This window comes from Mycobacterium tilburgii, assembly GCF_902168065.1.
GTDB classification, from domain to species: domain Bacteria; phylum Actinomycetota; class Actinomycetes; order Mycobacteriales; family Mycobacteriaceae; genus Mycobacterium; species Mycobacterium tilburgii.
Map to the genome: position 1 here is coordinate 1 of NZ_LR655735.1, position 22182 is coordinate 22182.

At 67.7% G+C, this 22182-nt stretch carries 22 protein-coding genes and 7 pseudogenes; 4 read left to right on the forward strand and 25 right to left on the reverse strand.

All coding sequences use genetic code 11. From position 1 onward, the window contains the following. From FQ389_RS14940 to sepIVA, 10 genes and pseudogenes are all read right to left on the reverse strand, one after another. A partial coding sequence (locus tag FQ389_RS14940; protein ID WP_186296454.1) for a signal recognition particle receptor subunit alpha occupies positions 1-794 on the reverse strand: 794 nt, incomplete at its 3' end. A gap of 81 nt (positions 795-875) precedes the next feature. Then, positions 876-4472, reverse strand: coding sequence for a chromosome segregation protein SMC (gene smc, locus FQ389_RS14945; RefSeq protein WP_144209035.1), 3597 nt, complete (start codon positions 4470-4472; stop codon positions 876-878). A gap of 123 nt (positions 4473-4595) precedes the next feature. Then, a pseudogene (locus tag FQ389_RS20570) lies at positions 4596-4832 on the reverse strand (hypothetical protein); the annotation flags it as partial. Positions 4833-4869: 37 nt separating this feature from the next. Then, positions 4870-5442: a NifU family protein gene (locus tag FQ389_RS14955; protein WP_144209038.1), complete on the reverse strand. Its 573-nt coding sequence runs from the start codon at positions 5440-5442 to the stop codon at positions 4870-4872. After that, complete coding sequence (gene feoB, locus FQ389_RS14960) at positions 5439-7352, reverse strand: ferrous iron transporter B (protein ID WP_144209041.1); 1914 nt, start codon at positions 7350-7352, stop codon at positions 5439-5441. The genes FQ389_RS14955 and feoB overlap by 4 nt, the downstream gene beginning before the upstream one ends. Continuing rightward, complete coding sequence (locus FQ389_RS14965) at positions 7349-7585, reverse strand: FeoA family protein (RefSeq protein WP_144209043.1); 237 nt, start codon at positions 7583-7585, stop codon at positions 7349-7351. The genes feoB and FQ389_RS14965 overlap by 4 nt, the downstream gene beginning before the upstream one ends. Positions 7586-7740: 155 nt before the next feature. After that, the gene (gene mutM, locus FQ389_RS14970) at positions 7741-8601 is read right to left on the reverse strand and encodes a DNA-formamidopyrimidine glycosylase (protein WP_144209046.1); all 861 of its coding nucleotides are present in this window, start codon (positions 8599-8601) and stop codon (positions 7741-7743) included. Between the two features lie 15 nt (positions 8602-8616). Then, on the reverse strand, positions 8617-9330 hold the full coding sequence (gene rnc / locus FQ389_RS14975; RefSeq protein WP_144209049.1) for a ribonuclease III: 714 nt from the start codon (positions 9328-9330) through the stop codon (positions 8617-8619). Further along, positions 9327-9911: a YceD family protein gene (locus FQ389_RS14980; RefSeq protein WP_186296455.1), complete on the reverse strand. Its 585-nt coding sequence runs from the start codon at positions 9909-9911 to the stop codon at positions 9327-9329. The genes rnc and FQ389_RS14980 overlap by 4 nt, the downstream gene beginning before the upstream one ends. A gap of 83 nt (positions 9912-9994) precedes the next feature. Beyond that, complete coding sequence (sepIVA, locus tag FQ389_RS14985) at positions 9995-10732, reverse strand: cell division protein SepIVA (protein WP_144209052.1); 738 nt, start codon at positions 10730-10732, stop codon at positions 9995-9997. A 213-nt stretch (positions 10733-10945) separates the two neighbouring features. On the opposite strand from sepIVA, the pseudogene FQ389_RS18215 reads away from it, so the two are divergent. After that, positions 10946-11233 (forward strand): annotated as a pseudogene (locus tag FQ389_RS18215) (thioesterase II family protein); the annotation flags it as partial. Next, positions 11226-12035: pseudogene (locus FQ389_RS20575) on the forward strand (permease); the annotation flags it as partial. The pseudogenes FQ389_RS18215 and FQ389_RS20575, both read left to right, overlap by 8 nt. Positions 12036-12065: 30 nt before the next feature. On the opposite strand, the gene FQ389_RS14995 reads toward FQ389_RS20575, so the two are convergent. The 4 genes from FQ389_RS14995 to FQ389_RS22730 form a co-directional block, all read right to left on the reverse strand. Beyond that, positions 12066-12446 (reverse strand): Fur family transcriptional regulator, encoded by a 381-nt coding sequence (locus FQ389_RS14995; protein WP_260860815.1) that lies wholly within the window; start codon positions 12444-12446, stop codon positions 12066-12068. A 116-nt stretch (positions 12447-12562) separates the two neighbouring features. Further along, on the reverse strand, positions 12563-13984 hold the full coding sequence (locus tag FQ389_RS23140) for a metal ABC transporter solute-binding protein, Zn/Mn family (protein ID WP_456085330.1): 1422 nt from the start codon (positions 13982-13984) through the stop codon (positions 12563-12565). Then, positions 13912-14205, reverse strand: a complete 294-nt coding sequence (locus FQ389_RS21695; protein WP_327021942.1) for a metal ABC transporter solute-binding protein, Zn/Mn family — start codon at positions 14203-14205, stop codon at positions 13912-13914. The genes FQ389_RS23140 and FQ389_RS21695 overlap by 73 nt, the downstream gene beginning before the upstream one ends. 329 nt (positions 14206-14534) lie before the next feature. Continuing rightward, positions 14535-14612, reverse strand: coding sequence for a hypothetical protein (locus FQ389_RS22730; protein WP_260860817.1), 78 nt, complete (start codon positions 14610-14612; stop codon positions 14535-14537). On the opposite strand from FQ389_RS22730, the gene FQ389_RS22735 reads away from it, so the two are divergent. Continuing rightward, positions 14589-14732, forward strand: coding sequence for a hypothetical protein (locus tag FQ389_RS22735; RefSeq protein WP_260860818.1), 144 nt, complete (start codon positions 14589-14591; stop codon positions 14730-14732). The genes FQ389_RS22730 and FQ389_RS22735 overlap by 24 nt on opposite strands. 7 nt (positions 14733-14739) lie before the next feature. Here FQ389_RS22735 and FQ389_RS22740 read toward each other — a convergent pair whose 3' ends face one another. The 4 genes and pseudogenes from FQ389_RS22740 to FQ389_RS23150 form a co-directional block, all read right to left on the reverse strand. Beyond that, on the reverse strand, positions 14740-15240 hold the full coding sequence (locus FQ389_RS22740; protein WP_407662907.1) for a PE/PPE C-terminal domain-containing protein: 501 nt from the start codon (positions 15238-15240) through the stop codon (positions 14740-14742). An 11-nt stretch (positions 15241-15251) separates the two neighbouring features. Further along, a complete protein-coding gene (locus tag FQ389_RS22745) occupies positions 15252-15590 on the reverse strand; it encodes a PPE domain-containing protein (RefSeq protein WP_407662908.1) in 339 nt (112 codons plus the stop codon). Further along, a pseudogene (locus FQ389_RS23145) lies at positions 15520-15849 on the reverse strand (PPE domain-containing protein). The gene FQ389_RS22745 and the pseudogene FQ389_RS23145 overlap by 71 nt, the downstream one beginning before the upstream one ends. Before the next feature lie 65 nt (positions 15850-15914). Continuing rightward, a pseudogene (locus FQ389_RS23150) lies at positions 15915-17077 on the reverse strand (PPE family protein). A 273-nt stretch (positions 17078-17350) separates the two neighbouring features. Between FQ389_RS23150 and FQ389_RS18235 the strand changes: the two are divergent. Then, positions 17351-17518, forward strand: coding sequence for a hypothetical protein (locus FQ389_RS18235; protein ID WP_186296456.1), 168 nt, complete (start codon positions 17351-17353; stop codon positions 17516-17518). Between the two features lie 32 nt (positions 17519-17550). Here the strand turns inward: FQ389_RS18235 and FQ389_RS22755 are convergent. From FQ389_RS22755 to FQ389_RS22775, 7 genes and pseudogenes are all read right to left on the reverse strand, one after another. Continuing rightward, a pseudogene (locus FQ389_RS22755) lies at positions 17551-18664 on the reverse strand (saccharopine dehydrogenase family protein). A gap of 82 nt (positions 18665-18746) precedes the next feature. Further along, entirely contained in the window at positions 18747-19229 is a 483-nt protein-coding gene (coaD, locus tag FQ389_RS15040; protein ID WP_144209066.1) for a pantetheine-phosphate adenylyltransferase, read from the reverse strand. A gap of 24 nt (positions 19230-19253) precedes the next feature. Beyond that, a complete protein-coding gene (rsmD, locus tag FQ389_RS15045; RefSeq protein WP_144209070.1) occupies positions 19254-19808 on the reverse strand; it encodes a 16S rRNA (guanine(966)-N(2))-methyltransferase RsmD in 555 nt (184 codons plus the stop codon). Then, a complete protein-coding gene (locus FQ389_RS22760) occupies positions 19805-20002 on the reverse strand; it encodes a biotin/lipoyl-containing protein (protein ID WP_407662909.1) in 198 nt (65 codons plus the stop codon). Before FQ389_RS22760 ends, rsmD begins: the two co-directional genes overlap by 4 nt. A 235-nt stretch (positions 20003-20237) precedes the next feature. Continuing rightward, positions 20238-20787, reverse strand: a pseudogene (locus FQ389_RS22765) (pyruvate carboxylase); the annotation flags it as partial. A 59-nt stretch (positions 20788-20846) separates the two neighbouring features. Continuing rightward, complete coding sequence (locus tag FQ389_RS22770) at positions 20847-21533, reverse strand: hypothetical protein (protein WP_407662911.1); 687 nt, start codon at positions 21531-21533, stop codon at positions 20847-20849. Further along, positions 21428-22000 carry an ATP-binding protein gene (locus tag FQ389_RS22775; RefSeq protein WP_407662910.1) on the reverse strand — a complete coding sequence of 191 codons (573 nt, stop codon included), beginning with the start codon at positions 21998-22000 and terminating at the stop codon, positions 21428-21430. The genes FQ389_RS22770 and FQ389_RS22775 overlap by 106 nt, the downstream gene beginning before the upstream one ends. Positions 22001-22182 lie beyond the last annotated feature (182 nt).

Below are 22182 nucleotides of genomic sequence, written 5' to 3' on the forward strand. Positions count from 1 at the left end.
ATCCGGAGATGGTTCGCTCGATCCGCGCCCTGCCGCACGACGACCACCAGCACCGACGGGTGGTCGTCGTGCGGCAGGGCGCGGATCGAGCGAACCATCTCCGGATGCAGTTCTCTGATCAGCACGTCGCGCAGCACTGCCCGCGCGTCGGCCTCTGTGCGCACGCTGCTGCTGGCCAGGCGGGACCGCAGCTGGGAGACCACCGCTTCGGTGACGACCGGGCCCAGGTCGGCGACCAGCAGTGTGTCCTCGACGTCTTGCCAGGAGTCTTCGTCCAGGTCGCCGCCGCCAATCAGGCCGAGCATGCTGCGCCCGATCGCGTTCTGCGACCGGGCTAGTCTGCCGCGCAGCCGTTCCAGCCGGCCCGCGGTCGGCGCGATTTCCTCGATCTTGGCAGAGATCTCGGCCGGGGCGGCCGGCGGGACCTCGGGAGCCGGGGCTACCGGGGCTTCCGGCGTCACGGCGTCAGCTCGCGTCTCGGCCTTGGTCTCGGCCTGCGTCTCGGTCTGGGGCTCCGGGAGGTGGACATCGGAGATGGTGCGCCGCGGCGCGTCGCGCGGGATGGTCGCGTCGTCCCCGACGGTGGGCAACCCGCTGGTGTCGAGCGTCGGCGCGCCCTGACTGAAGGTGATGCCCGACGAGGTGGTGTAACGCCCACCCCGGTCGAGTGTGGCCGGGTCCGGCCGGGTCAGGCTGATGCGCCGGTGACGGTACCGGACCAGGCCCAGGACCAGCGCGGCGACGAGAACCAGGGCGGCAGCAACAGCGATCGCAATCCAAAGGCCTTGTGACACGCTGACATTGTTTCAGGGCCACGCCCGCGATCGGACAGCGACTCAGTGCGGCGAGCGCCGCTCCCGATCGATGGCACGGCGTCACGAAGACGTCGCGGCGAGCTGCTGCACCTGTTGCCCGCGCATCCGCTGGGAGATCACGGCGGTGATGCCGTCGCCCTGCATGGTCACGCCGTACAGCGCGTCGGCGACCTCCATCGTCGGCTTCTGGTGGGTGATGATGAGCAACTGAGAGCGCGCCCGCAGCAACTCGAACAGCGAGATCAGCCGGCGCAGGTTGGTGTCGTCGAGCGCGGCCTCGACCTCGTCCATGATGTAGAACGGCGACGGGCGGGCGCGAAAAATCGCCACCAGCATGGCCACCGCGGTCAGCGCCTTCTCGCCGCCGGACAACAACGACAGCCGAGTCACCTTCTTGCCGGGCGGACGCGCCTCGACTTCGATACCGGTGGTGAGCATGTCGTCCGGTTTGGTCAGCCGCAGCCGGCCCTCGCCGCCGGGGAACAGCACGGTGAAGACTTCGGCGAATTCGCGTTCGACATCGACGAACGCGTCGCTGAACACCTGCAGAATGCGGGCGTCGACCTCGGCGACGACGTCCAGCAGATCCTTGCGCGCCGACTTGACGTCCTCGAGCTGGGTGGACAGGAAGTTGTAGCGCTCCTCCAGCGCGGCGAACTCCTCCAGCGCCAGCGGGTTGACCCGGCCCAGTTCGGCCAGCTCCCGTTCGGCCCGCTTAGCCCGCCGCTCCTGGGTGGGCCGGTCGAAGGGCACCGGGGCGGGCGCCGTCACCTGTTCACCGCGCTCGCGGGCCAGCTCGAACTCAGCCATCTCCTGCTCGGACGGCGGCAGCGCGATCTGCGGGCCGTACTCGGCGATCAGGTCCGCCGACGCCATCCCGAACTGTCCGAGCACCATTTGTTCGAGCTGCTCGATGCGCAGCGCCGCCTGGGCGTTGGCCACCTCGTCGCGGTGCAGCAAGTCGGTCAGTTTGGCCGCCCGGGCGCCCAGCGTGTGCACCTCGTCGCACACCGCCGTCATGGCCGTCGACCGGGCTTCGCGTTCGGCCACCAGCGCGTCCCGGATCTGTGACACCGCGTCGACGACGCCGGCGAGCCGCGCCGTCAGCAGCCGGCCCGCGTCGGCGACCGCATCGGCGACGGCCGCGGCCCGCATCCGCGCGGCGTGGGCCTGCTGGGCACGCACCTGTGCCTCACGCTCGGCGGCGGCCTCCCGGCGCAGCGAGTCCGCCCGGCCGCGCACGGCGTTGGCCCGCTCCTCGGCGGTGCGTACCGCGAGCCGGGCCTCCACCTCGACGCCGCGAGCGGCCTCGGTCGCGGCGGCGATACGCGCACGATCGACGGGCTCTTCGGCGGGTGCGACCAGACTCTGCTGGGCGTTGCGCCGCGTCTCGAGTTCGGCGACCTCCGCGACGGTCTGGGCGCGTGTGGCCTCGAGTTCCTCGCGCTGGCGCAGCAACCGATTCCATTCTTCCTCGGCGGTGCGGGCGTCCTGCCCGAGCCGGCCCAGCTGCTCGTACATCGCCGAGATCGCGGTGTCGGATTCGTTGAGCGCGGCCAGCGCCTGCTCGGCGGAGTCCTGACGGGCGCGCTGCTCGGTCAGTGCGTCCGATAGCGCGGCGCTCAGCTGGGCCACCTGTGTCTCGGCGAGGGCCAGCTCGCTGCCGGCCTTGTCGATCTCCGACGTCAGCTCCAGCGTCGACGGCTTGCGGTCCGAACCGCCGCTGACCCAGCCGCGACCGACCAGGTCACCGTCGAGGGTGACCGCCCGCAGCTGCGGGCGGTCCGACACCAGATCCAGCGCGGCCGCCAGATCGGGCATCACCGCGACGCCGGACAGCATTGCGACCATCGCGCCGAGCAGCCGGTGCGGGGCCTCGACCAGGTCGAGCGCCCACAGCGCACCATCCGGCAGGGGGGCGGCCGACGGGGGCTGATCGACCGGCCAGTCCCCCAGCACGAGGGCCACGCGGCCGCCGTCGGCCTGCTTGAGCACGGCGACCGCCGAACGGGCCGCGCCAAAACTTTCGGCGGCCAGTGCGTCGGCCGCCGACCCGAGCACCGCCGCCAGCGCCGCCTCATACCCCGACCGCACCTTCACCAACTTCGCGATCGGCCCGAAAAGACCTGCGCCGGTATGGTTTTGAATGAGCCACGCCGCGCCGTCCTTGCGCTCGAGTCCCACCGACAGCGCGTCGATGCGGGCCCGCAGTGATGCCACCCGGCGCTCGGCTTCCCGCTCGGCGGCCTGCAGCTCGGCGACTCGCTCGTCGGCCAGTCGCAGCGCCGCCATCGTCCGCTCGTGGTGTTCGTCCAGGCCGACCTCACCCTGATCGAGCTCACCGACGCGGGCCTGCACGGTCTCGAATTCCGCCCGGGTCTGCTGGGCACGGGCGGCGCCCTGTTCGATGCGCTCGGACAGCCGCGCGACGCTGTCGTCGATCGACTCGACCCGGGCCCGCATCGTTTCGACCTGACCCGCCAGCCGGGCCAGGCCTTCGCGGCGGTCCGCCTCGGCGCGCACCGCGGCCAGATGCGCCTTGTCGGCCTCGGCTACCTCGCGTTCGCGCTCGGCCAACTCGGCGCGTGCGGTCTCGAGCCGGGTCCGGGCCCCGGCCAGCTCCGCCAGCAGCTGCTGCTCGGCGACCGCGACCCGGTCGGCCTCGGCGTCCAGCGTGTCGGGGTCGGTGTCGCCGGCGGCCACCGGCTCGACGTCGAGGTGCTGGGCACGCTCGCTGGCGATGCGCACGGTGGCGCTCACCCGTTCGGCCAGCGCAGACAGCCCGAACCAGGTGTTCTGCACCGACTCTGCCCGCACCGAGAGTTCGGCCAGCGCGGTCTCGTGCGCGGCCAGCTCCTCGGAGGCCACGGCCAGCCGGGCGGCGGCATCGTCGTACTCGCGGCGCATCGTCGCCTCGGCCTCGAGGATCGCGTCGCGCTGGGTCTGCCGGCTGACCAGGTCGTCGGCGGCCAGCCGCAGCCGCGCGTCGCGCAGGTCCGCCTGGATGGTCTGGGCGCGGCGGGCCACTTCGGCTTGCCGGCCCAATGGTTTGAGCTGTCGGCGCAACTCGGTGATCAGGTCGGTGAGCCGGGCCAGGTTGGCCTGCATCGCGTCAAGCTTGCGGAGCGCCTTCTCCTTGCGCTTGCGGTGCTTGAGCACGCCGACGGCCTCTTCGATGAACGCGCGGCGATCCTCGGGGCGGGACTGCAGGATTTCATCGAGCTTGCCCTGCCCTACGATGACATGCATCTCGCGGCCGATACCGGAGTCGCTGAGCAGTTCCTGAACATCCATCAAACGGCAACTGGCGCCGTTAATCTCGTATTCGCTCGCACCGTCACGGAACATCCGGCGGGTGATCGACACCTCGGAGTACTCGATCGGCAGCGCGTTGTCGGAGTTGTCGATCGTCACGGTCACCTCGGCGCGGCCCAGCGGGGCCCGCGAGGAGGTGCCGGCGAAGATGACGTCCTCCATCTTGCCGCCGCGCAGCGTCTTGGCACCCTGCTCGCCCATCACCCACGCCAGCGCGTCGACCACGTTGGACTTGCCGGAACCGTTGGGGCCGACGACAGCGGTGATGCCGGGTTCGAAGCGCAGAGTCGTCGGCGAAGCAAAGGACTTGAAGCCCTTGAGCGTCAGACTCTTGAGGTACACAGCCAGCCTAGACTACCGCTCAAATTGCCCGCGCCGACGTTAGCACGGGGTGTCGCGCCGCCCGAAATGCGCCGTTCGCTGACACCCTGACTCACTGGTCACCTTCCGCCACTGAAAAGCGGGTCATGCTGCGTTCTCGGATGCGCTGTCGTGTTCGCAATGCGAGTGCACCGGCTTCGGCAGGTACTCCTGCGACGCGTGCGTCGGCGGCCGACGAACTCGGTGTTCGACCTCAGCGCTCCACGAAGCCGTTGAACAGGCCAGGTCGATCGCCCGATCGACGACCACCAGCAGCCGCTCCTTGTCCTGGTCGCTCAGGCCGGACAAGTCGAGCTAGAGTGTCTCCTCCAGCAGCGGATACACCGTGCGCCGGCGGGACCACCCGTCGCGTGTGCGCTCAGCGTACGAGCAGCGACAACAGCCTCCTAACGAAAGACAATGCGCTCGAATCGCTTTCGGATGCGACGACCACCATCCGGGGATCGACCCGGTGGCGCAATTCACTCTCGAGCAAATTGCGCAGCGTGGCCGACGCGCCGGGACAGCCGTGGCAAACGCCCGACAGTCGCACCGTCACCCGGTGACCGGCCACCGAGACCAGTTCGATCGACCCACAGTGCGAGGCAGCCAGGGAGCCCACCTGCCCGTTTAGCAGTTCGGCCGCCACGGCCTCCAATGCGCTTGCCGCACTGAAAGATTGGTCGACAGCCCAGGAGTCGGGCTGCGCCAGCGCTGCGCTGAGCGCTGCGCGGACGTCGTCGCCAAGCTCGCGCCAGGTGTGGCCGGCTCCGATCGTGATCAGGATGCCGCTGGGCTCCACCACGATGCCGTCGAGGATCCCGGTGTCCAGCAGGGCGCCCAGCTTGCCTGGGGCGGTGCGCACGGTGCCGCGCGGCGGCAGCCGGTCCGCGGCGACCACCCAGCGCAGTTGGGGGGGGTGCGCGGTGGCGGTGGCGTGCAGCGGGATCATCCGCCCAGACCGATCGCGACCGATCGGGCGAGAAACGCCATCGTCCACGCCAGCACGAACATGTAGGACCACGCGAACGCGGGCCAGCGCCACGAGTTGGTTTCGCGGCGCATCACCGCGACGGTCGACATGCATTGCAGCGCAAAGATGAAATACGCCATCAGCGCGATGACGGTGGGCGCGGTGAACACCTTGTGGCCCTGGGCGTCGGTCATGTTGGCCAGGGCCTCGTGCGGATCGTCGGGGTTGGCCGCCGCCGACACCTGACCCAGGGTCGACACGAAAACCTCGCGCGCCGAGAACGAACCGAGCAGCGAAACGTTGACGTGCCAGTCGAATCCGAGCGGCGTGAACACCGGCCCGACCGCTCGTCCGATGTCGGCGGCCAGGCTGTGCTCCATCACGTAGGCCGTCGCGTCCGTCGTGGACGTGTTGGCCGTCTCCGACTGGCGCGCCGGTAGATTGAGCAACACCCACAGCACGACGGAGGTGGCCAGGATGATCGTTCCGGCCTTGCGCAAGAACATCTTCGCCGAGTCCCACATGGTGATCAGGACGGTCTTCGGCGACGGGAAACGGTAAGGCGGCAGCTCCATCGTGAACGGTAGCAGATCGCTGCGCAGAATTGTCGACTTGAACACCAACGCGGCGATCAACGCCGATGTGCCGCCACACACGTACAACGCGAACATCGCGATACCCTGCGCGCTGAAACCGCCCCACTGCGTGCGCGGAGACACCAGCAGCCCGACCAGCAGGGTGAACACCGGCAGCCGCGCCGAGCAGGTCATCAACGGGGCGGTGATGATGGTGGCGATCCGGTCGCGCGACGACGGCAGCGTGCGGGTGGCCATGATCCCCGGGATGGCACACGCAAACGACGAGAGCATCGCGACGAAGGCCCGGCCCTCCAGCCCGGTCGCGGCCATCACGCGGTCCATCAGGAAGGCGGCACGCGCCATATAACCGACATTCTCCAGCAGCGCGATCAGCAGGAACAGCAACACGATCTGCGGAATGAACTGCAGCACCGTCCCGACGCCGCCGATGAGTCCCTGACAGAGCAGCCCGCGCACCACGTAATTGCCGACGTGGTTGCTGACCAGCCCGCCGAGCTGACCGAGCCAATCGCCCACTTGATCCTGCAGCGGCGCGGCGACGGTAAAGACGACCTGAAAAAAGCAGAGCATCACCGCGAAGAAGATGATGGTCCCCCACAGCGGGTGCAGCACCACCGCGTCGATCCGCGCCGTGCGCCGATCCGGTTTGGGCGCAACGTAATCGGCCGCCCGCAGCACCGACCTGCCCCACGCGTCGATGGCGGCGTCGTCCGCCGGCGGCAGCACCGGGTGCCGCTGCCACTGGTCAAACGCGGCCAACCGCGTGCGCAGCGTGTCGATGCCCACCCCGCGGTTGGCGATGACGGCCACCACCGGGACCCCGAGCGCGGTGGACAGGGCGTCGACATTGATGCCGCCACCGCGCACGGTCAGCTCGTCGGTCATAGTCAGCACCAGCAGACACGGCAGGTCCTGCCGCAGCACCTGGGCCACCAGGATGATCGAGCGGTGCAGCGTGGTGGTGTCGGCGACGATGACGATCGCATCGGGCCGGCCGTCGCCGTAGACTTCGCCGCCCAACAGGTCCACCACCACCTGCTCGTCGGGGCTGATCGGGTTTAGGCTGTAGGTGCCGGGCAGATCCTCGATCGCGATCTCGACGCCGTCCACCTTGGTGGTGCCGACGCTGCGTTCCACCGTGACGCCCGGATAGTTCCCGGTCTTGGCCCGCAGTCCGGTCAGGTAATTGAAAACCGATGTTTTACCCGCGTTGGGACTGCCCACCAGGGCGACCCGCGCGATCCCCGCGACGCCGACAACACCGCTGCCGTCGTCATGGCAGGCCGTCATGGGGTGGTCCCGGGGATCACTTCGATCAGCCGCGCCTCGCGCCGGCGCAAGCCCAGCTCGGTGTCTTGCACCCGGTAGATCGTGGGGTCGCCCATCGGGGCCCGGCGGATGACCTCGACATCGGAGTACGGCCGAAAACCCAACTGCCGCAGCCGCCCTGCGACCACCGCCGATGCGGCCGAAGCCACGCCCACGATGGTGGCCCTCTCGCCCGGGGCCAGCTGCGCCAGCACGGCCGGAGCCCCCGGAAAATCGGCTGCGTTTTGCACGGAGTGGCCCATTTACTGGCCCCGGCGCCAGAGGTTGATCATCCTGTAAGGATAACCTCACGCGGGTGAGGATGTCCTCAGTTTTTCAGCGGAAGTCCGGGCGAGTCCGTAGGCGCCCCTCAGTTTCGCGGCCGGGGTTGACAGCGCGGGCAATAGAACGACGAGCGGTTCATGAACTTCTCCCGGCGTATCACTGCGCCGCAGCGACGGCAGCTTTCACCTTCGCGCCCATAGGCATCCAGCGACCGGTCGAAATAGCCCGACTCGCCGTTGACGTTGACATACAGCGAGTCGAACGAGGTTCCGCCCTGGCCCAGAGCCTCGCGCATCACCTCGGCGGCGGCGGCGAGCACGGCGCGCAGCTGACGGCCGGTCAGCCTGGCGGCCACCCGGCCTCCGTTGATCTCGGCCCGCCACAGCGCCTCGTCGGCGTAGATGTTGCCTATACCCGACACCACCTGCTGATCCAGCAGCTGGCGTTTGAGCTCGGAATGCTTGCGCCGCAACACGTTTACCACGGCATCGGCGTCGAAGCGGGGGTCCAGCGGGTCGCGGGCAAGGTGCGCGACCCGCTGGGGCAGCACGCTGCCGTCCACCTCCACCAGATCAGCCAGCAGCCAGCCGCCGAAGGTGCGCTGGTCGGCGAAGCTGAGCACCGTGCCGTCGTCGAGCAGCGCCGAGATCCGCACGTGGTCTGCGCGCGGCACCGTACCCAGCAGCATCTGCCCGCTCATGCCGAGGTGAACGACCAGCGCGGTTTCCGGGGCGGCCGGGCCGGCTAGCAGCAGCCACAGGTATTTGCCGCGCCGATCGGTTCCCCGGATCCGCGCGTCGAGCAGCCGGGCGGTGAGGTCGGCGGGTCCGGCCTCGTGCCGGCGTACCGCGCGGGGATGGTGCACCCGGACGGCGGTGATGGTCTTGCCGACGATGTGAGCCTGCAAGCCTCGGCGCACCACCTCGACTTCGGGCAGTTCGGGCATCTACTGTTCGGGCGGCTAGGCGGGGGTCGTCCCGGCGGGGTCCAACGCTTCCAGCGTTTTCCAGGTCGCCGCGGCCGCCTTCTGCTCGGCCTCCTTTTTCGAGCGGCCCACGCCGGTCCCGTACTCGGTCTCCATCACGACCACCACAGCAGTGAATTCCTTGTCGTGGTCGGGTCCGGTCGAGGTCACCACATAGGACGGCGCACCGAGACCGTGTGCCGCGGTCAGTTCCTGCAGGCTGGTCTTCCAATCCAGGCCCGCCCCCAGGGTAGGCGCAGCGTCCAGCAACCCGCCGAACAACCGCAGGATCACCTCGCGCGCCGTTTCAATGCCGTGCTGCAGGTAGATCGCGCCCAACAGTGATTCTATGCCGTCGGCCAGGATGCTCGACTTGTCCGCCCCGCCGGTGTTCGCCTCGCCGCGGCCCAGCAGCAGATGCACGCCCAGCCCCTCGTCGGACAGCTTTCGCGCCACGTCGGCGAGCGCCTGGGTGTTGACGACGCTGGCCCGCAGCTTGGCCAGGTCCCCCTCGGACCGGTCGGGATGCCGGTGGTAGAGCTCGTCGGTAACGGTAAGCCCCAGGACGGCGTCACCGAGAAACTCCAGTCGTTCGTTGGTCGGTAGTCCGCCGTGTTCGTAGGCGTAGCTGCGGTGGGTCAACGCCAGCGAGAGCAGTTCGTCGGGCAGGTCAACCCCGAGCGCGTCGAGCAGAATTTGCCGCGAGGTCACCGGTCACCCCCCGTGGATTCGGGGTCGGCGGAATCGTCGGAGAACATGTCCACCAGCTTGGTCCATCGCGGATCGATGTTGTCATGGTGGTGGTCGGGATCGCTGGCCAGCTGCATACCGCATTGCGGGCACAGCCCCGGACAGTCCGGCCGGCAGACCGGCGCGAAGGGCAGGTCGAGGCCGACGGCGTCGATGATGGCCTGCTCGAGGTCGACCCGGTCGTCGACGACGCGGCCGACCTCGTCCTCCTCGGTGGTGCTTTCCGGGTAGGCGAACAACTCCGTCAACCCGACCTGCACGCGGCCGGTGACGGCGGTCAGGCACCGGGAGCATTCGCCGACCGTCGGTCCGGATACCGTTCCGGTGACCAGCACGCCTTCCGACACGGATTCGACCCGCAGGTCCATGTCAAGCGGAGCGCCTTGCTCGATAGCGATCATGTCCAACCCGATGCGCAGCGGGCTGAGCACGGTGTTACGCAAGGTAACCATCGCTCCCGGGCGCCGTCCGAGCCGCGTGACGTCGACCGTCATCGGTGAGGCCGGATGGCGCTGCGCAGTAGTTCTCTTTTCGCGCACCATAGAAAAATCTTACGGCGCGTCCCGGATGCCGCGGGCGGCGCTTCCGCCGTTCGCCCAGGTGGGCGTGCGGCCTATCAGGTCGCCTACCGAGTCGCGTAGTCGTGGGTGCCGGCAGCCGTCCGCAATTGGTGACGGCCGCGGCCCACGGACCGCAGCGTGCCGTTGAGGAACTCCTCGAACTCGGCAAGCTTGTTGTCGACGTAGATGTCGCACTCGCCGCGCAGCCGGTCCGCCTCGGCGTGCGCGATGTCGATGAGCCGGGTGGCCTCGGCGTTGGCCGCCTGCACCACCTCGTTCTGCGAGACCAGACGCTGCTGCTCCTTGATCCCCTCCTGGACGGCCTTCTCGTAGGAGATGTTGCCGTTCTCGATCAGCCGGTCGGCCTCAGCCTGGGCGCGCCCGACGCTGGCCTCGTACTCACGCTTGGCCGCGGTGGCGATCCGCATCGCCTCCTCGCGTGCCTCGCCCACCATCCGCTCGCTGTGCTGGCGCGCCTCGCTGACCATGCGGTCAGCCTGGGCCTTGGCGTCGGACAGCAGCCGGTCGGCCTCGGCGCGGGCGTGGTTGAGCATCGACTCCGACTCGGTGGTCGCCGAGGTCACCATCGAGTCGGCGTGGGTCTTGGCGTCGTGCAGCATCGAATCCCGGGCATCGAGCACGTCCTGGGCGTCGTCGAGCTCGCCGGGGATCGCGTCCTTGATGTCGTCTATCAGTTCGAGCACGTCACCGCGGGGCACCACGCAACCGGCCGTCATCGGCACGCCGCGGGCTTCTTCGACAATGGCGCCCAATTCATCCAGCGCTTCAAAGACTCGATACACGGCCGTACCCTCCTGGCTTGTCGTTGTTACCAGTGTGCCTGGTGTTACGTCTGTGACGGCGGTGGCAACGCCGGTGTGTCGGGCATTGACCGCACGAAATCACATTCTTCCAGGACTTCTGCGCGGGTGGACAGCTCAGACGCCGACCTTCGATGCTCCGACCAGCAACGTTCGCGCCCAACCTGGCCGGGCGGGCGCGGGCGCCACGTTAGGCTGAGCCTGGACGGGCCCGCAACCCCAACCGGCACCGGTACGCGGTCGGTCCTGGCAACGCTCTACATCTTCCCGCACGCCGGCGGCTCGGCGACTTACGTGCCGTTCACCAAGACGTTCTCGGCCGACATCCAGCGGGTCGCCGTGCAATACCCCGCACGCGGCGACCGCGGCCTCACCCAGCTGACCAGCACCCCCGAATTCGCCGACGAGATCTTCACCATGATGGCGCCCAGCGCGCCCACCGACCGTCCGGTGGCGTTTTTCGGGCACAGCATGGGCGGAGTTTGTCGGGGCCCGATCATGATCGTGGCGCTGGCGGTGCTGTTCCGGTTGTTCGTGCGGTCCCGCCTGGTCGATGCCGCCCGCGCAAGCCGAACGCGGCGTCGCCGGTTTGATGGAAGGCCACGCCGCGAGGGACATGTCGATCAAGCGGGACGGGTCGTTTTGGCAGCGGGTGTTCTCCGGCGAGGGCTTCACCTCGGTGTCGCACGTGTTCGTCATGGAGTAGTTGGCGATCTTGCGTGACCTCAGTTCTGGGTTTGCTGATCGCGGGCGCCATCGCCGCGTGGGTGCCCTAATCCTTTTGGCATAGCTTCTTTTTGCCCAATCATACGGGCGCGGCGGCGGTGTGGGGCCCGATCGTGGAGCCGGTTGTGGCGATCGTGTCTTTCGTCTGCTCGATCGGCAACGTCTCGCTGGCCGCGGTGTTGTGGAACGGTGGCATCAGCTTCGGCGGCGTCACGTTCATCTTCGCAGATCTGATCATCCTTCCGATCCCGAACACCTACAGCAAGTATTACGGCACCAGGATGATGGTGACGATCCTGGGCACCTTTTATCTCGCCATAGCCGTCGCCGGGTATCTGGTCGAATTACTGTTTGGCGCAACCAATCTCATCCCCCGCCAGCGCAACGCTACCGTGCTGGAGGCGGCCATCTCGTGGAACTACACCACCTGGCTGAACATGTGTTCCTGGTGCTCGTCGCCGTGCCGGTGGTCCGCTTCGTCACCTCGGGCGGGGTGCCGATGCTGCGGATGATAAGCGGCTCCCCCGATCCGGATCCCGGCGAGCACCATTATCACTGAGCCGCAACGCGATCGAATCCGATTTCGCCGTCAGCTTTCCACGCAGTGTGGGCAGGTTCCGTACAAGTCGATCTGATGGGCGACTTCGATGAAGCGGTGGTGCTGGGCGAGTTCGCTTGTCAGACATTCGACGTCGTCGACGGTGAACGCGATCGCAAGCCCGCACTGGCGGCACAGCAAGTAGTGGCGATGCTCGGGCGTGGTGCGCAGCCGGTAGAGCATCTCCCCCTCTTCGGAGCGCTGGGTTTCGGCGATGCCTAGACCGGCGAACGCGTGCAAGATCCGGTACACGGTCACCAGGCCGATCCGGACTCCGTCGTGCTGACGGAGCTCGAAATGAAGCTGTTGGGCGCTACGGAAGCGGTCGCCGCGCTGCAGCAGGTCGAGTACGGCGCGTTGCTGGACGGTCATGCGCGAACAATGTAGCGGCCGCGGAGACGGCATCGTTGTGCTCCTCAGATAGCGTGTCTTGAAAGGCCACCCGTGTGCGGGACGTGCGGCGGTCTCGCCACCGATCACGGCGGCGATCAGGTAGACCGTCGGCGGTGCTCATGATTGGTTAAGGTGGCCAGCACCGCCGGAAGGGCGTGGGCGACGGTGACACCGACACCCAGATCGCGGCGGCGGCCAGAACCGCGGACAGCCAGAATCCCCACCAGGGATGGCTGGTCAGCCGTGTCGCCGCGGCGGCCGGGGCGGCGAGCAGCCCGAGCACGACCAAGGTGCCGACGATCTGGGTGGCTTCGGCGACGGTGATCCCGACGACGATCAGAAAGATCATGCTCACCAGCCGGATCGGCACACCATCGACCCGGGCGATGCCCGGGTCGATTGGTGACGAACAAGAGTGGGCGAGCGATCGCGACCAGCACCGCGGCCAGCGCCGCCGCGCCGATCAGCGCGAAGGTCCGCGCGCGGTCATTGATACCGAAGATGCTGCCGAACAAGACATTTACGTTCGCGGTGCCGTTATTGCCGCTGCCGTGACTCGTGTAGTAGGTCAAGAACAGCGCACCCAACCCGAGGATCCAGGAGAAAACGTCCCGATCGCGACGTCGTCGGCGCCAAGCCGGCTGACTGCGGCCAGCACGACGGCCGCGATGATCGTCGACGCGAACAACCCCACCCGAGGGTCGAGCTCGGCCACCAGGGCCGCCGTGGCCCCCGAGTAGGCGACGTGGCCCTATGCATCCCCGGCGAAGACCTGGCCGCGCAACACTAGTGAAGTAACCGACCAGCCCGCACACCGCCGCCATCGCCGTCCCGGCCACCAGCGCGTGCTCGATGAACGGATGCGACAGCATGTTTGCCGCGCCGGTCAGGGGGTCCGACGCGCGCACGACAACGTCTCGGTCACCGTGGTGACGGGGGATGTTCTGCTTCTTGGCCGCGTCGACCTGGGCCTGCACATCCGGTGTGGCGTTTTGGATGTTGAACACGTACACCTGGACCCCCTTGGTGGCGATCTGCTGGTCGATGGCGGCCTTGTCCGCGAGCGAGGGATCGGTGCCCTCACTGATCGCCTTTAGGAATTCCGGTGAGGTAATCAAGTTGAGCCCCAACGTATCCGAGAACGGGGAGAAGATCGATTCACTGGCGCCAACCGGTGTCCCGGCGTATTTGGCTTTGATGGTGGCGATCAGGCCGTGGTAGGTGACCAGGGCTTGATTGAGGAACTGCGCGTTCTGCTGATCGAAATAGGACGCCTCGTTCGGGTCTGCCTTCCTGTACGCGGCGGTGATCGCCCCGGCCACCTTGGCCACCGAGTCGAGTGAATACCACTGGTGCGGTTTCCGCCGGCCGGGACGCCGACAGTGGCACCGACGTTGACCACGGTGTTCTTCGAATCCGATTCGGACGCAAGCATTTTGTCGGCCTAGGCGTCGTAGCCGATGCCGTTTTCGATGACCACCGTCGCATCGGAGACCGTTCGGGCGTCGGCGGCCGATGGCTCGTAGCTGTGCGGGTCGGTGTTGGGGTTGATGATGATGCTGGTCTCCTGCACCCGATCGCCGCCGAGCTGCTCGGCGATGCTGCCCCACGCGTTGATGGTGGCCACGACCGACAGCTTGGCTCCGGTGCCCGTGCCACCCGTGCTGGTGGGTCCCGATTGCGGCGAATTGCCACCGCAGCACGCGATCGCGCCGAGCAGCACCGCGACCGTATTCACAGCTGCCATTCCTACCGGCCGGGCCACCAGCCGGCGCCGATCACGTTGACCTACCATCGCATCCCTCCATTGGCTCATTGAAAATGATTTCTATTATCGTCGTGCGTGACGTTAGCACGGGTCCGGACCGCTCGCATTCGATTGCTCGGAGTCACGGGCACCGGCGTCCGTGGTCAGAACCCCTGGCCGCCTGACTACCGGCTGTTGGTATCGCTGTCGTCGGACAGGCGTTCCGGGCAGTACGCACCGGCGGCCACTTTGGCGAACCTGGCGGCGCTAGTCATGGTGAAGGACGGGTTGAGATCGCGGATGTCGCGGATGATGTCGAGCTAAGACGTCCCGGAATTGGCCAAGTCGCAGACTTTTTGACCGGCTTTGATCGCGTGCTCCGAGTCGTGATAGCTGATGCCCGCGTCCGTGAGCGCACTAAGGAAGGCCTGGTCGGCGTCATCAGCGGAATCGGCGTGTGCCGGTGCGGCCAGGCGCAGACCCTGGCGGTGACGGCGTCGGGCAGCGGTGACGATTAATGTGCGGTTATCCTGCGGCGGGTGGGCGTCCGATGACGCGGGGGCGGAACCCGTAAATCGGGTCGGCGAACTCGTCCTGGTGTGAATCGGCAATTCCGGCCAGCGGTACGCCGGGCATTCCTACGGCCCCGGCCTCTTCCATCACCATCGGGGTGGCGGCGCCGAAGCCGTGGTACGCCCCGGCGCCGATCTGAGTCGTTGCCGCGATGGTGATGACCGTCGCTCCCATACCGGCCCACGCCGGCGGAACGGACAAGGCCCCCACCACACTCGCCTGTCCCAGCCCTGCGGCAGTTGCCGCGCCGGGCAGACTTGTGACCGACGACCCCAACCCGACCCTCCCGAGACCCGCGGCCAGATCCTCCAGTCCCGACGTAGTCGCGCTAATAATGGCGCCGTTCGCGGCGACGGTGGCCGCCGGATCGATGATTGTCGTCGGGTTCAGAATTCCATTGGTGGTAAATGCGTTCGACAACCCGCCAACACTGTTGTTGTTGAGATAAGGCACCCAGCAGGTTCTCATTGGAATTGCTGAACAGGTTCATGATGCCGGCCAGCCCAGTGGTCGAGTGATCCGAACCGGGGGGACAGACCAAGCGAGGTGCCGGCCTCTTGCTGGGCCGCGCCGTCCGGGGCGGTCTCGTGGTCGGGCTGTGTGAAGGGCGCCAAGTCGCTCGCCGCGCGCGAAGCGATCAGGTAGCTGGTCATCGTGGCGGTATCTTGAGCCCACATCTCGGCGTACTCCACGTCGGCGACCGCGATTGCTCCAGTGTATTGCCCAAAGAGATTACTCGCCAACAGGTTCGCCAGCAGTACTACGGTCAGCCGTGATGACCGGCGGCGGAACCGTCGCGGCAAACGCCGCCTCATAGGCTGCCGCGGCGGCGCTGGCCGAAGTGCCGGCCTACTCGGCCTGCATGGCGGTGGTCTGCAGCCACGCGAGGTACGGATGGACCGCTGCCACCATCCTAGCCGCCGACGGCCCCAGCCAGCTCTGGCTGACCAATGACCTGATCACCGACTCATAGTTGGCAGTGGCCGAACGTAATTCGGCAGATATCGCATTCCACGCCGCGGCGGCGGCCAGCAATGGTCCGGAGCCGGCACCGGCGTACATCTTGGCCGAAATGACTTCCGGCGGTAGCGTCGAAAATTCAGCATGACATCTTCTCCTGAACTCGCTCAGCCCGCGGCCGGCGGATGTGGCATGGGACGACGGGTCGAACCCCGTACCGTGGGATGGCTCGGCGAAGCCCGCGGCCGGTCCCGCCCAACGGGCCCGCCACACCTCCGGGCCCGTCCGCTGCCGGCGCGGCCGAGGAACCGATATCGCTGAGCCGCTGACCGGGGCCGCTGTTTGATTGGGGGTGACGTTGGCCGCCGGCGCCCGACTCTGGGGCACCGACATCGACCCAACCAGGTGCGCATTACCCACTCCCGCCGATGCTCCGGTCAAACCCACTGTGCTGGAAAACAAACTGGCGGTGGCGGTCTCGGCCCTGGCGGCGAAGTCGTCCAGACCGCCCAGCGTAGTCGCCGTCGTCTGAAGAACGTAAAGCCCTCGGCGGTGGAAATGATCGTCTGCGGATTGAACGGGCCACCGGCAAGCGCGCCGTTCAACACTGAGTTGCTGAAGAAGTTGCTATTCAGGAAGCTGTCCAGCGCGGTGTTGTTCGACCCATCCAAAACCTCGTCAGAAAACCACCGCTTGATCCCGGCGTGGCCGCCGACGCAGCGGCATTTCGGTTATTCCGGCAGCCGAACCAGGGCTCGCCGACAATGTTGACTGCGGATTGCCCGCGGCCGCGTTCGCCGCTTGACTGACCGCCTCGGTTTGTCCGGCCGGCCCGTCGGGAGTGGTGTTGGTGCACGGCATGCTGAACGGCGACATCCGCGACGCGGATCTCGACGCGGTGGCGTAACCGGTCATCGCCGCGGCATCCTGCGCCCACATCTCGGCATACTCCGCGTCGGTGGCCGGCCGCGATTGCCGGGGTGTTCTGTCCGAAATATTGGTACTCACCCAGATTTGCCAACAGAGTGCGATTGGCCACGACGACCGTCGGTGGCACCGTCGCCGCGTACGCCGCCTCGAATGCCATCGCGGCCGCGTTGCCCTGCACCCCGGTCTGCTCAGCCTGCCCCGCGGTCGTGTGCAACCAGGTCACGAACGGCGCGGCGGCGGTCCACATCGACGCCGACGACGGCCCGTGCCAAGCCATGCTGCTGCTCAGATCTCGCAGCGCCGATTCATAATCGGTTTCCGCCGAGTGCATCTCGTCGGCTAACGCACGCCAGGCCGCCGCGGCGGCCAGCAACGGCGCCGACCCGGGACCCGCGTACATCCTGGCCGAGTTCACTTCCGGCGGCAACGCCGCAAATCCAGCAGGACTTCCTCTCAACACCCCGACGGCCTCTCCGGCACCCGCTTATCTGCATCGTCTCGTCGACCTGGTGGTTCACCATGAACATGCCGATGCGAACCTTCCTGAAGTCCGCCGAGGTCGACTGGCGCTGGCCGGCGCCCCGTTCGGCACCTTCTGTGTCTGCGCCGGCGCTACTGGCGCGGCAATTTCCGGGCCGCGCGCAAGCTCGCCGAACAGCGCGGCGGTCGGTATATGGGCGGCATCCACTTCGAATACCTCGGCGGGCAGTTCGCCTCCGGGCTGTCGATGATTAGCTACCTACGGTCGGGACGGCTCCGGGACCGCTATCTCGGGGTGCCCATCCCGCCGACCAACGTCCAACCCTACCAACTCGAGCAGACCCGGCACTTCGCCGCATAACTCGCGAATCGGTTGCCGCGGTAGGCGAGTCACTAACGGCTCAACCGCACCGTGTTCATCGTCACCCCGGACGGCAGCCTCGACAGCAACGCCTCCCCCATAGCCGCGGCCGGGGTGAGCACGCCGCACGTCGGCCAGGCGGCCGCGATCGAAGGCCAACGCCAGGGCCGCACTGGGCGAGCAGAACGCCGATGCCACTGTAGGCGTCCAGCTGCTGGCAGAAGATCCCCAGGGGCCCCGGATGTCGTGGTGGTGGTGTAGGTTTCGGCCGTGTAGCGGCCGCGCCGGCGCAGCGCTTCGCCGGGGCCGGTGCCGGGCCTGGCCAGCCGCTGCAACCACCGCCGGGGCAAGCGATGAAAGTGGTTGGCGCCCAATCTGAATTAGCCATGGGACCAATTCTGTAATGCGTTGCTGCGACGGATGATTCGGGTGTTGTGCGCGACCACACCAGGCCGCCCACCCAGAAGCCGGCCAGTTCCGGCGCGATCCTGCTGCCCGACCGCCACCGGAAGTCGGTTGCGTGCCCAGGTCCGGCTCGACCGCCCGGTCGGTGGTCAACGTGTACGGGTCGGCCATCAGACGGCGCGCCGCGGGGTCGCCGGACGCGGTGCGCATCGACTCGAATTCCAAGGCGACGGTACCCCCGATCCCCCGCCCTGGAAGAAGGACCGGAACACCAGGGTGGTGTAGCACAACTCGCCCGCCCCGTCGCCAGAGATTCTGCGGTAAAGCTGATAGACGTTGAGATCCGAAGGGATGGAAGCGAATCCGTACGAGACGACGATCCGAGCCCCGGTGTAGGCTGCCTGCTTGTGGTACCGATCGATGGCGGTGCGCACGAATATCACCTCGCCGGTCAGGTCGGCGTAGTCCGTCCCGGCCCTGGCACACGCCTCAACCGCCGGCAGACCGTGCGTGGTGTAGGAGCCCACCGTCGTCAGCACCACGCGGGTGCGGGCCTCCATCGCCTGCACCCCGGCTGGGTCCGCGGCGTCGGCGACGATCAGTGGCCTGTGCTCGCCGCGGCGCCGAGGGATTCGCGCACCGCCCGCAACCGCTCCCGGGGAGCGGCCGGCCAGGGCGATGCGCGCCAGGCCCGCCGCCCGGGCCAGGTATTCGGCTCGTCAGCCTGTCGGAGTAGCCCATCACGCCGTAGACGACGATGTCGAACTCCCACTCGGCCGGACACACGCGTCAGTCCGCCGCCAGCACCGTGACCTGCGCGCGGTCACTGCTCACCCGAACGCCGCTCCCGCAGGCGGCGGTTTACCGTTTCCGGCAACAGCGCCGTCACGTCGCCGCCCAGCATCGCGACCTCCTTGGCCAGCGACGAGGACACGAACGAATACTGCGGCGAGGTCGCCACGAAAAACGTGTCCACGTTCGCGATGTGCTTGTTCATTTGCGCCATCTGCAGCTCGCATTCGAAATCGGTGCCGGTGCGCAGGCCCTTGACGATCGCGGTCATGCCGTGGAACGTGACGAAGTCGATGACCAGACCCTGGCCGACCTCGACGCGCAGGTTGGGCAGATGGGTGGTCGACTCCTCGACCATCGCGATTCGCTCGTCGATATCGAACATGCCCTTTTTCGCGGGATTGGTCAGGATCGCGACGATCACCTCGTCGAATTGCGCCGCGGCGCGTTCGAAGACGTCGATGTGCCCCAAGGTCACCGGGTCAAACGAGCCCGGACAGACGGCGCCGCTCATAAGCGATCAAGGTAGCAGGCCGCTTCAGCCAAATTCGGCCAGCTCCAAACGGGTGTCGCCATACATGCGTGGCGGCCACGGTGTCCAGCCGTCCGGCCAGGTCAGCACGGCGCCGGCGGCGGCCCGCTCGATGACCGCCAACGAACCGGACCGCACCCAGCCGTGGTCGCCCAGTGCGGCCACGACGGCCTGGACCTCGGCGCCGTCGACGTCGTACGGTGGATCGGCCAGCACCAGATCCACCGGGGACCCGGTGCCATCGGCCAGCACGGCCGCCACCACGCCGCGGCGCAGCATCGCACCGGGTAGGGCCAGGGCCTCGATGTTGCGGGCGATCGCGGCCGCGGTGCGCGGGGCCGACTCGACGAACAGCGCCGACACCGCGCCCCGGGAGAGCGCCTCCAGCCCCAGCGCACCCGAACCGGCGTACAGGTCGAGCACCGCCAGACCGGTCAGGTCCCGCCGGGTGGTGACGATGTTGAAAAGCGACTCGCGGACCCGGTCGGTGGTCGGCCGGGTTCCCCGCGGCGGCACCGTGATGCGCCGCCCGCCGGCCACCCCGCCGATGATCCTAGTCACGTGCGCCCGCGTGTCAGCCGAGCACCACCAGCAGATCTTCGCCCTCCACCTGTTCGGTGCTCAAACACCGCGACCCGCGCCACGGTGCCGTCCTTCGGCGCGGTGATCGGGGCCTCCATCTTCATCGCCTCGATCGTGGCGATAGTCTGGCCGGCGCTGACCCGATCGCCCTCGGCCACCGAGACGCTGACCACCCCGTCGAACGGCGCGGTGACATGATCGGGGTTTGCCGCGGTCGGCCTTCTCCACGGTCGGGATCGTGCTGGCGATGCCGCGGTCGCGCACCAGCACCGGGGGCAGTTGTCCGTTGATGATGCACATCACCGTGCGCATACCGCTCTCGTCGGGCTCGGAGATCGCTTCGAGCCCGATCAACAGATCGACCCCGCGCTCCAGCTTGACCCGATGCTCTTCACCCTGCTGCAGGCCGTAGAAGAACTGGTTGGCCGACAGGTGCGAGGTGTCCCCGAAGATTTCCCGATGTTCCTCGAATTCCTTTGTCGGGCCGGGGAATAGCAACCGGCTCAAGGTGGTGAGTTGCCCGACCGGCTTGGCCGGTCCACGGCCCTGCCAGTGCTGCACTGCGCAGCGGCTCCGGCCAGCCCCCGACCGGGTCGCCCAGCTCGCCACGCAGGAATCCTAGCACCGATTCCGGGATGTCGAATCGCACAAAGTCGGAAGCGAATTCGTCGGCACTGGCCCCCGCGCCGACCAGTGCCAGGGCCAGATCGCCGACCACCTTCGACGACGTGGTCACCTTGATCAGCCGGCCCAGCACCCGGTCGGCGCCGGCATAAGCCTCCTCGACCTCTTCGAAGCGGTCGCCCAGCCCCAGCGCGATCGCCTGCTGGCGCAGGTTCGACAGCTGCCCGCCCGGGATCTCGTGCCGGTACACCCGTACCGTGGGTCCAGGCGGACCGGATTCGAACGGGGCGTAGACCTTTCGCACCGCCTCCCAGTAGGGCTCCAGCGCGCACATCGCCGGCAGCGACAGCCCGGTGTCGTGTTCGGTGTTTGTGGCGGCCGCGACGATCGAGCTCAGGGCGGGGGCTGGCTGGTGGTGCCGGCCATCGGCGCGGCGGCACCGTCGACCGCGTCCACGCCGGCTTGCCACGCGGCCAGGTAGCTGGCCAACTGGCCGCCCGGGGTGTCGTGGGTGTGGACGTGGATGGGCAGATCGAAGCGGCTGCGCAGCGCGCTGACCAGCCGGTGCGCGGCCTGCGGCCGCAACAGCCCGGCCATGTCCTTGATGGCCAGCACGTGCGCGCCGGCGTCCACGATCCTCTCGGCCAGGTTGAGGTAGTAGTCCAGCGTGTAGAGCTGTTCGCCCGGATCGCTCAGGTCACCGGTGTAGCACATCGCGACTTCGACTATCGCCGAACCGGTTTCGCGTACTGCATCGATCGCCGGCCGCATCGAGTCCAGGTTGTTCAGCGCATCGAAGATGAGGAAGATGTCGATGCCGGTGGCGGTCGCCTCCTCGACGAACGCCGTCGTGACCGACTCCGGGTAAGGGGTGTACCCAAACGGGATATTCGTCGACACTCCGCGGATTCGGAATTCCGCCACCGCGCGCCGGGCCCGGACCACCGCCGAACGGAAGTCGCGGCCGCGGCAGGTCAACTTGACCAGCATGGAATCGAAGTGCGCGCCGATCTCGGCACCCAGGTTGGTGCTACCGTCCAGCCGGGTGCCCGCCCCGCCGGGGCTGCGGTAGATGCTGATCCGGCCGGTGTCGGGCCGGAATCCGTTGGCCGGATCCTCATCTCGATGAAGACGTACTCGCCGCTCTCGTCCAGCAGGAACTCCACCGTGCCCGCGAAGCTGTAGCCGATGTGCCGGGCAAAGGCGTCGGCGCAGATCTTGTCCCGCAGTTCGGCGGAAAGGTTTGGCGCAGAATCTAATTCGACAACCTTTTGGTGGCGCCGCTGCACGCTGCAATCCCGCTCGTACAGGTGGATCACGTTGCCGGCGTTGTCCGCCAGGATCTGCACCTCGATGTGGCGGGGCTTGATCACCGCCTGCTCGAGATAGATGGGCGGGTCGCCGAAGGCCGATTCGGACTCCCGGCTGGCCGCCTCGATCGCTTCGGGCAGCGCGGCCAGGTCGGTAACGCGGCGTATCCCCCGGCCCCCGCCACCGGCAACGGCCTTGACGAACAACGGGAACCGGATGTCGCCCGACTTAGCCACGGAAAAAAGAGAGGAGAACGAGGAGGAAGGGGGAGAGGAAAGAAGCAAAGGGAAGCCGGGAGCGGGGGGGGGGGTCGGATACAGAGAGGAAGAGGCAGAAGAAAAGGAGGGGGGGGAGAGAGGGGGAGGGGGGGGGGGGGAGAAAAAAGAGGAAGAGGAGGGAGGGGGGAGGGGGGGGAGAG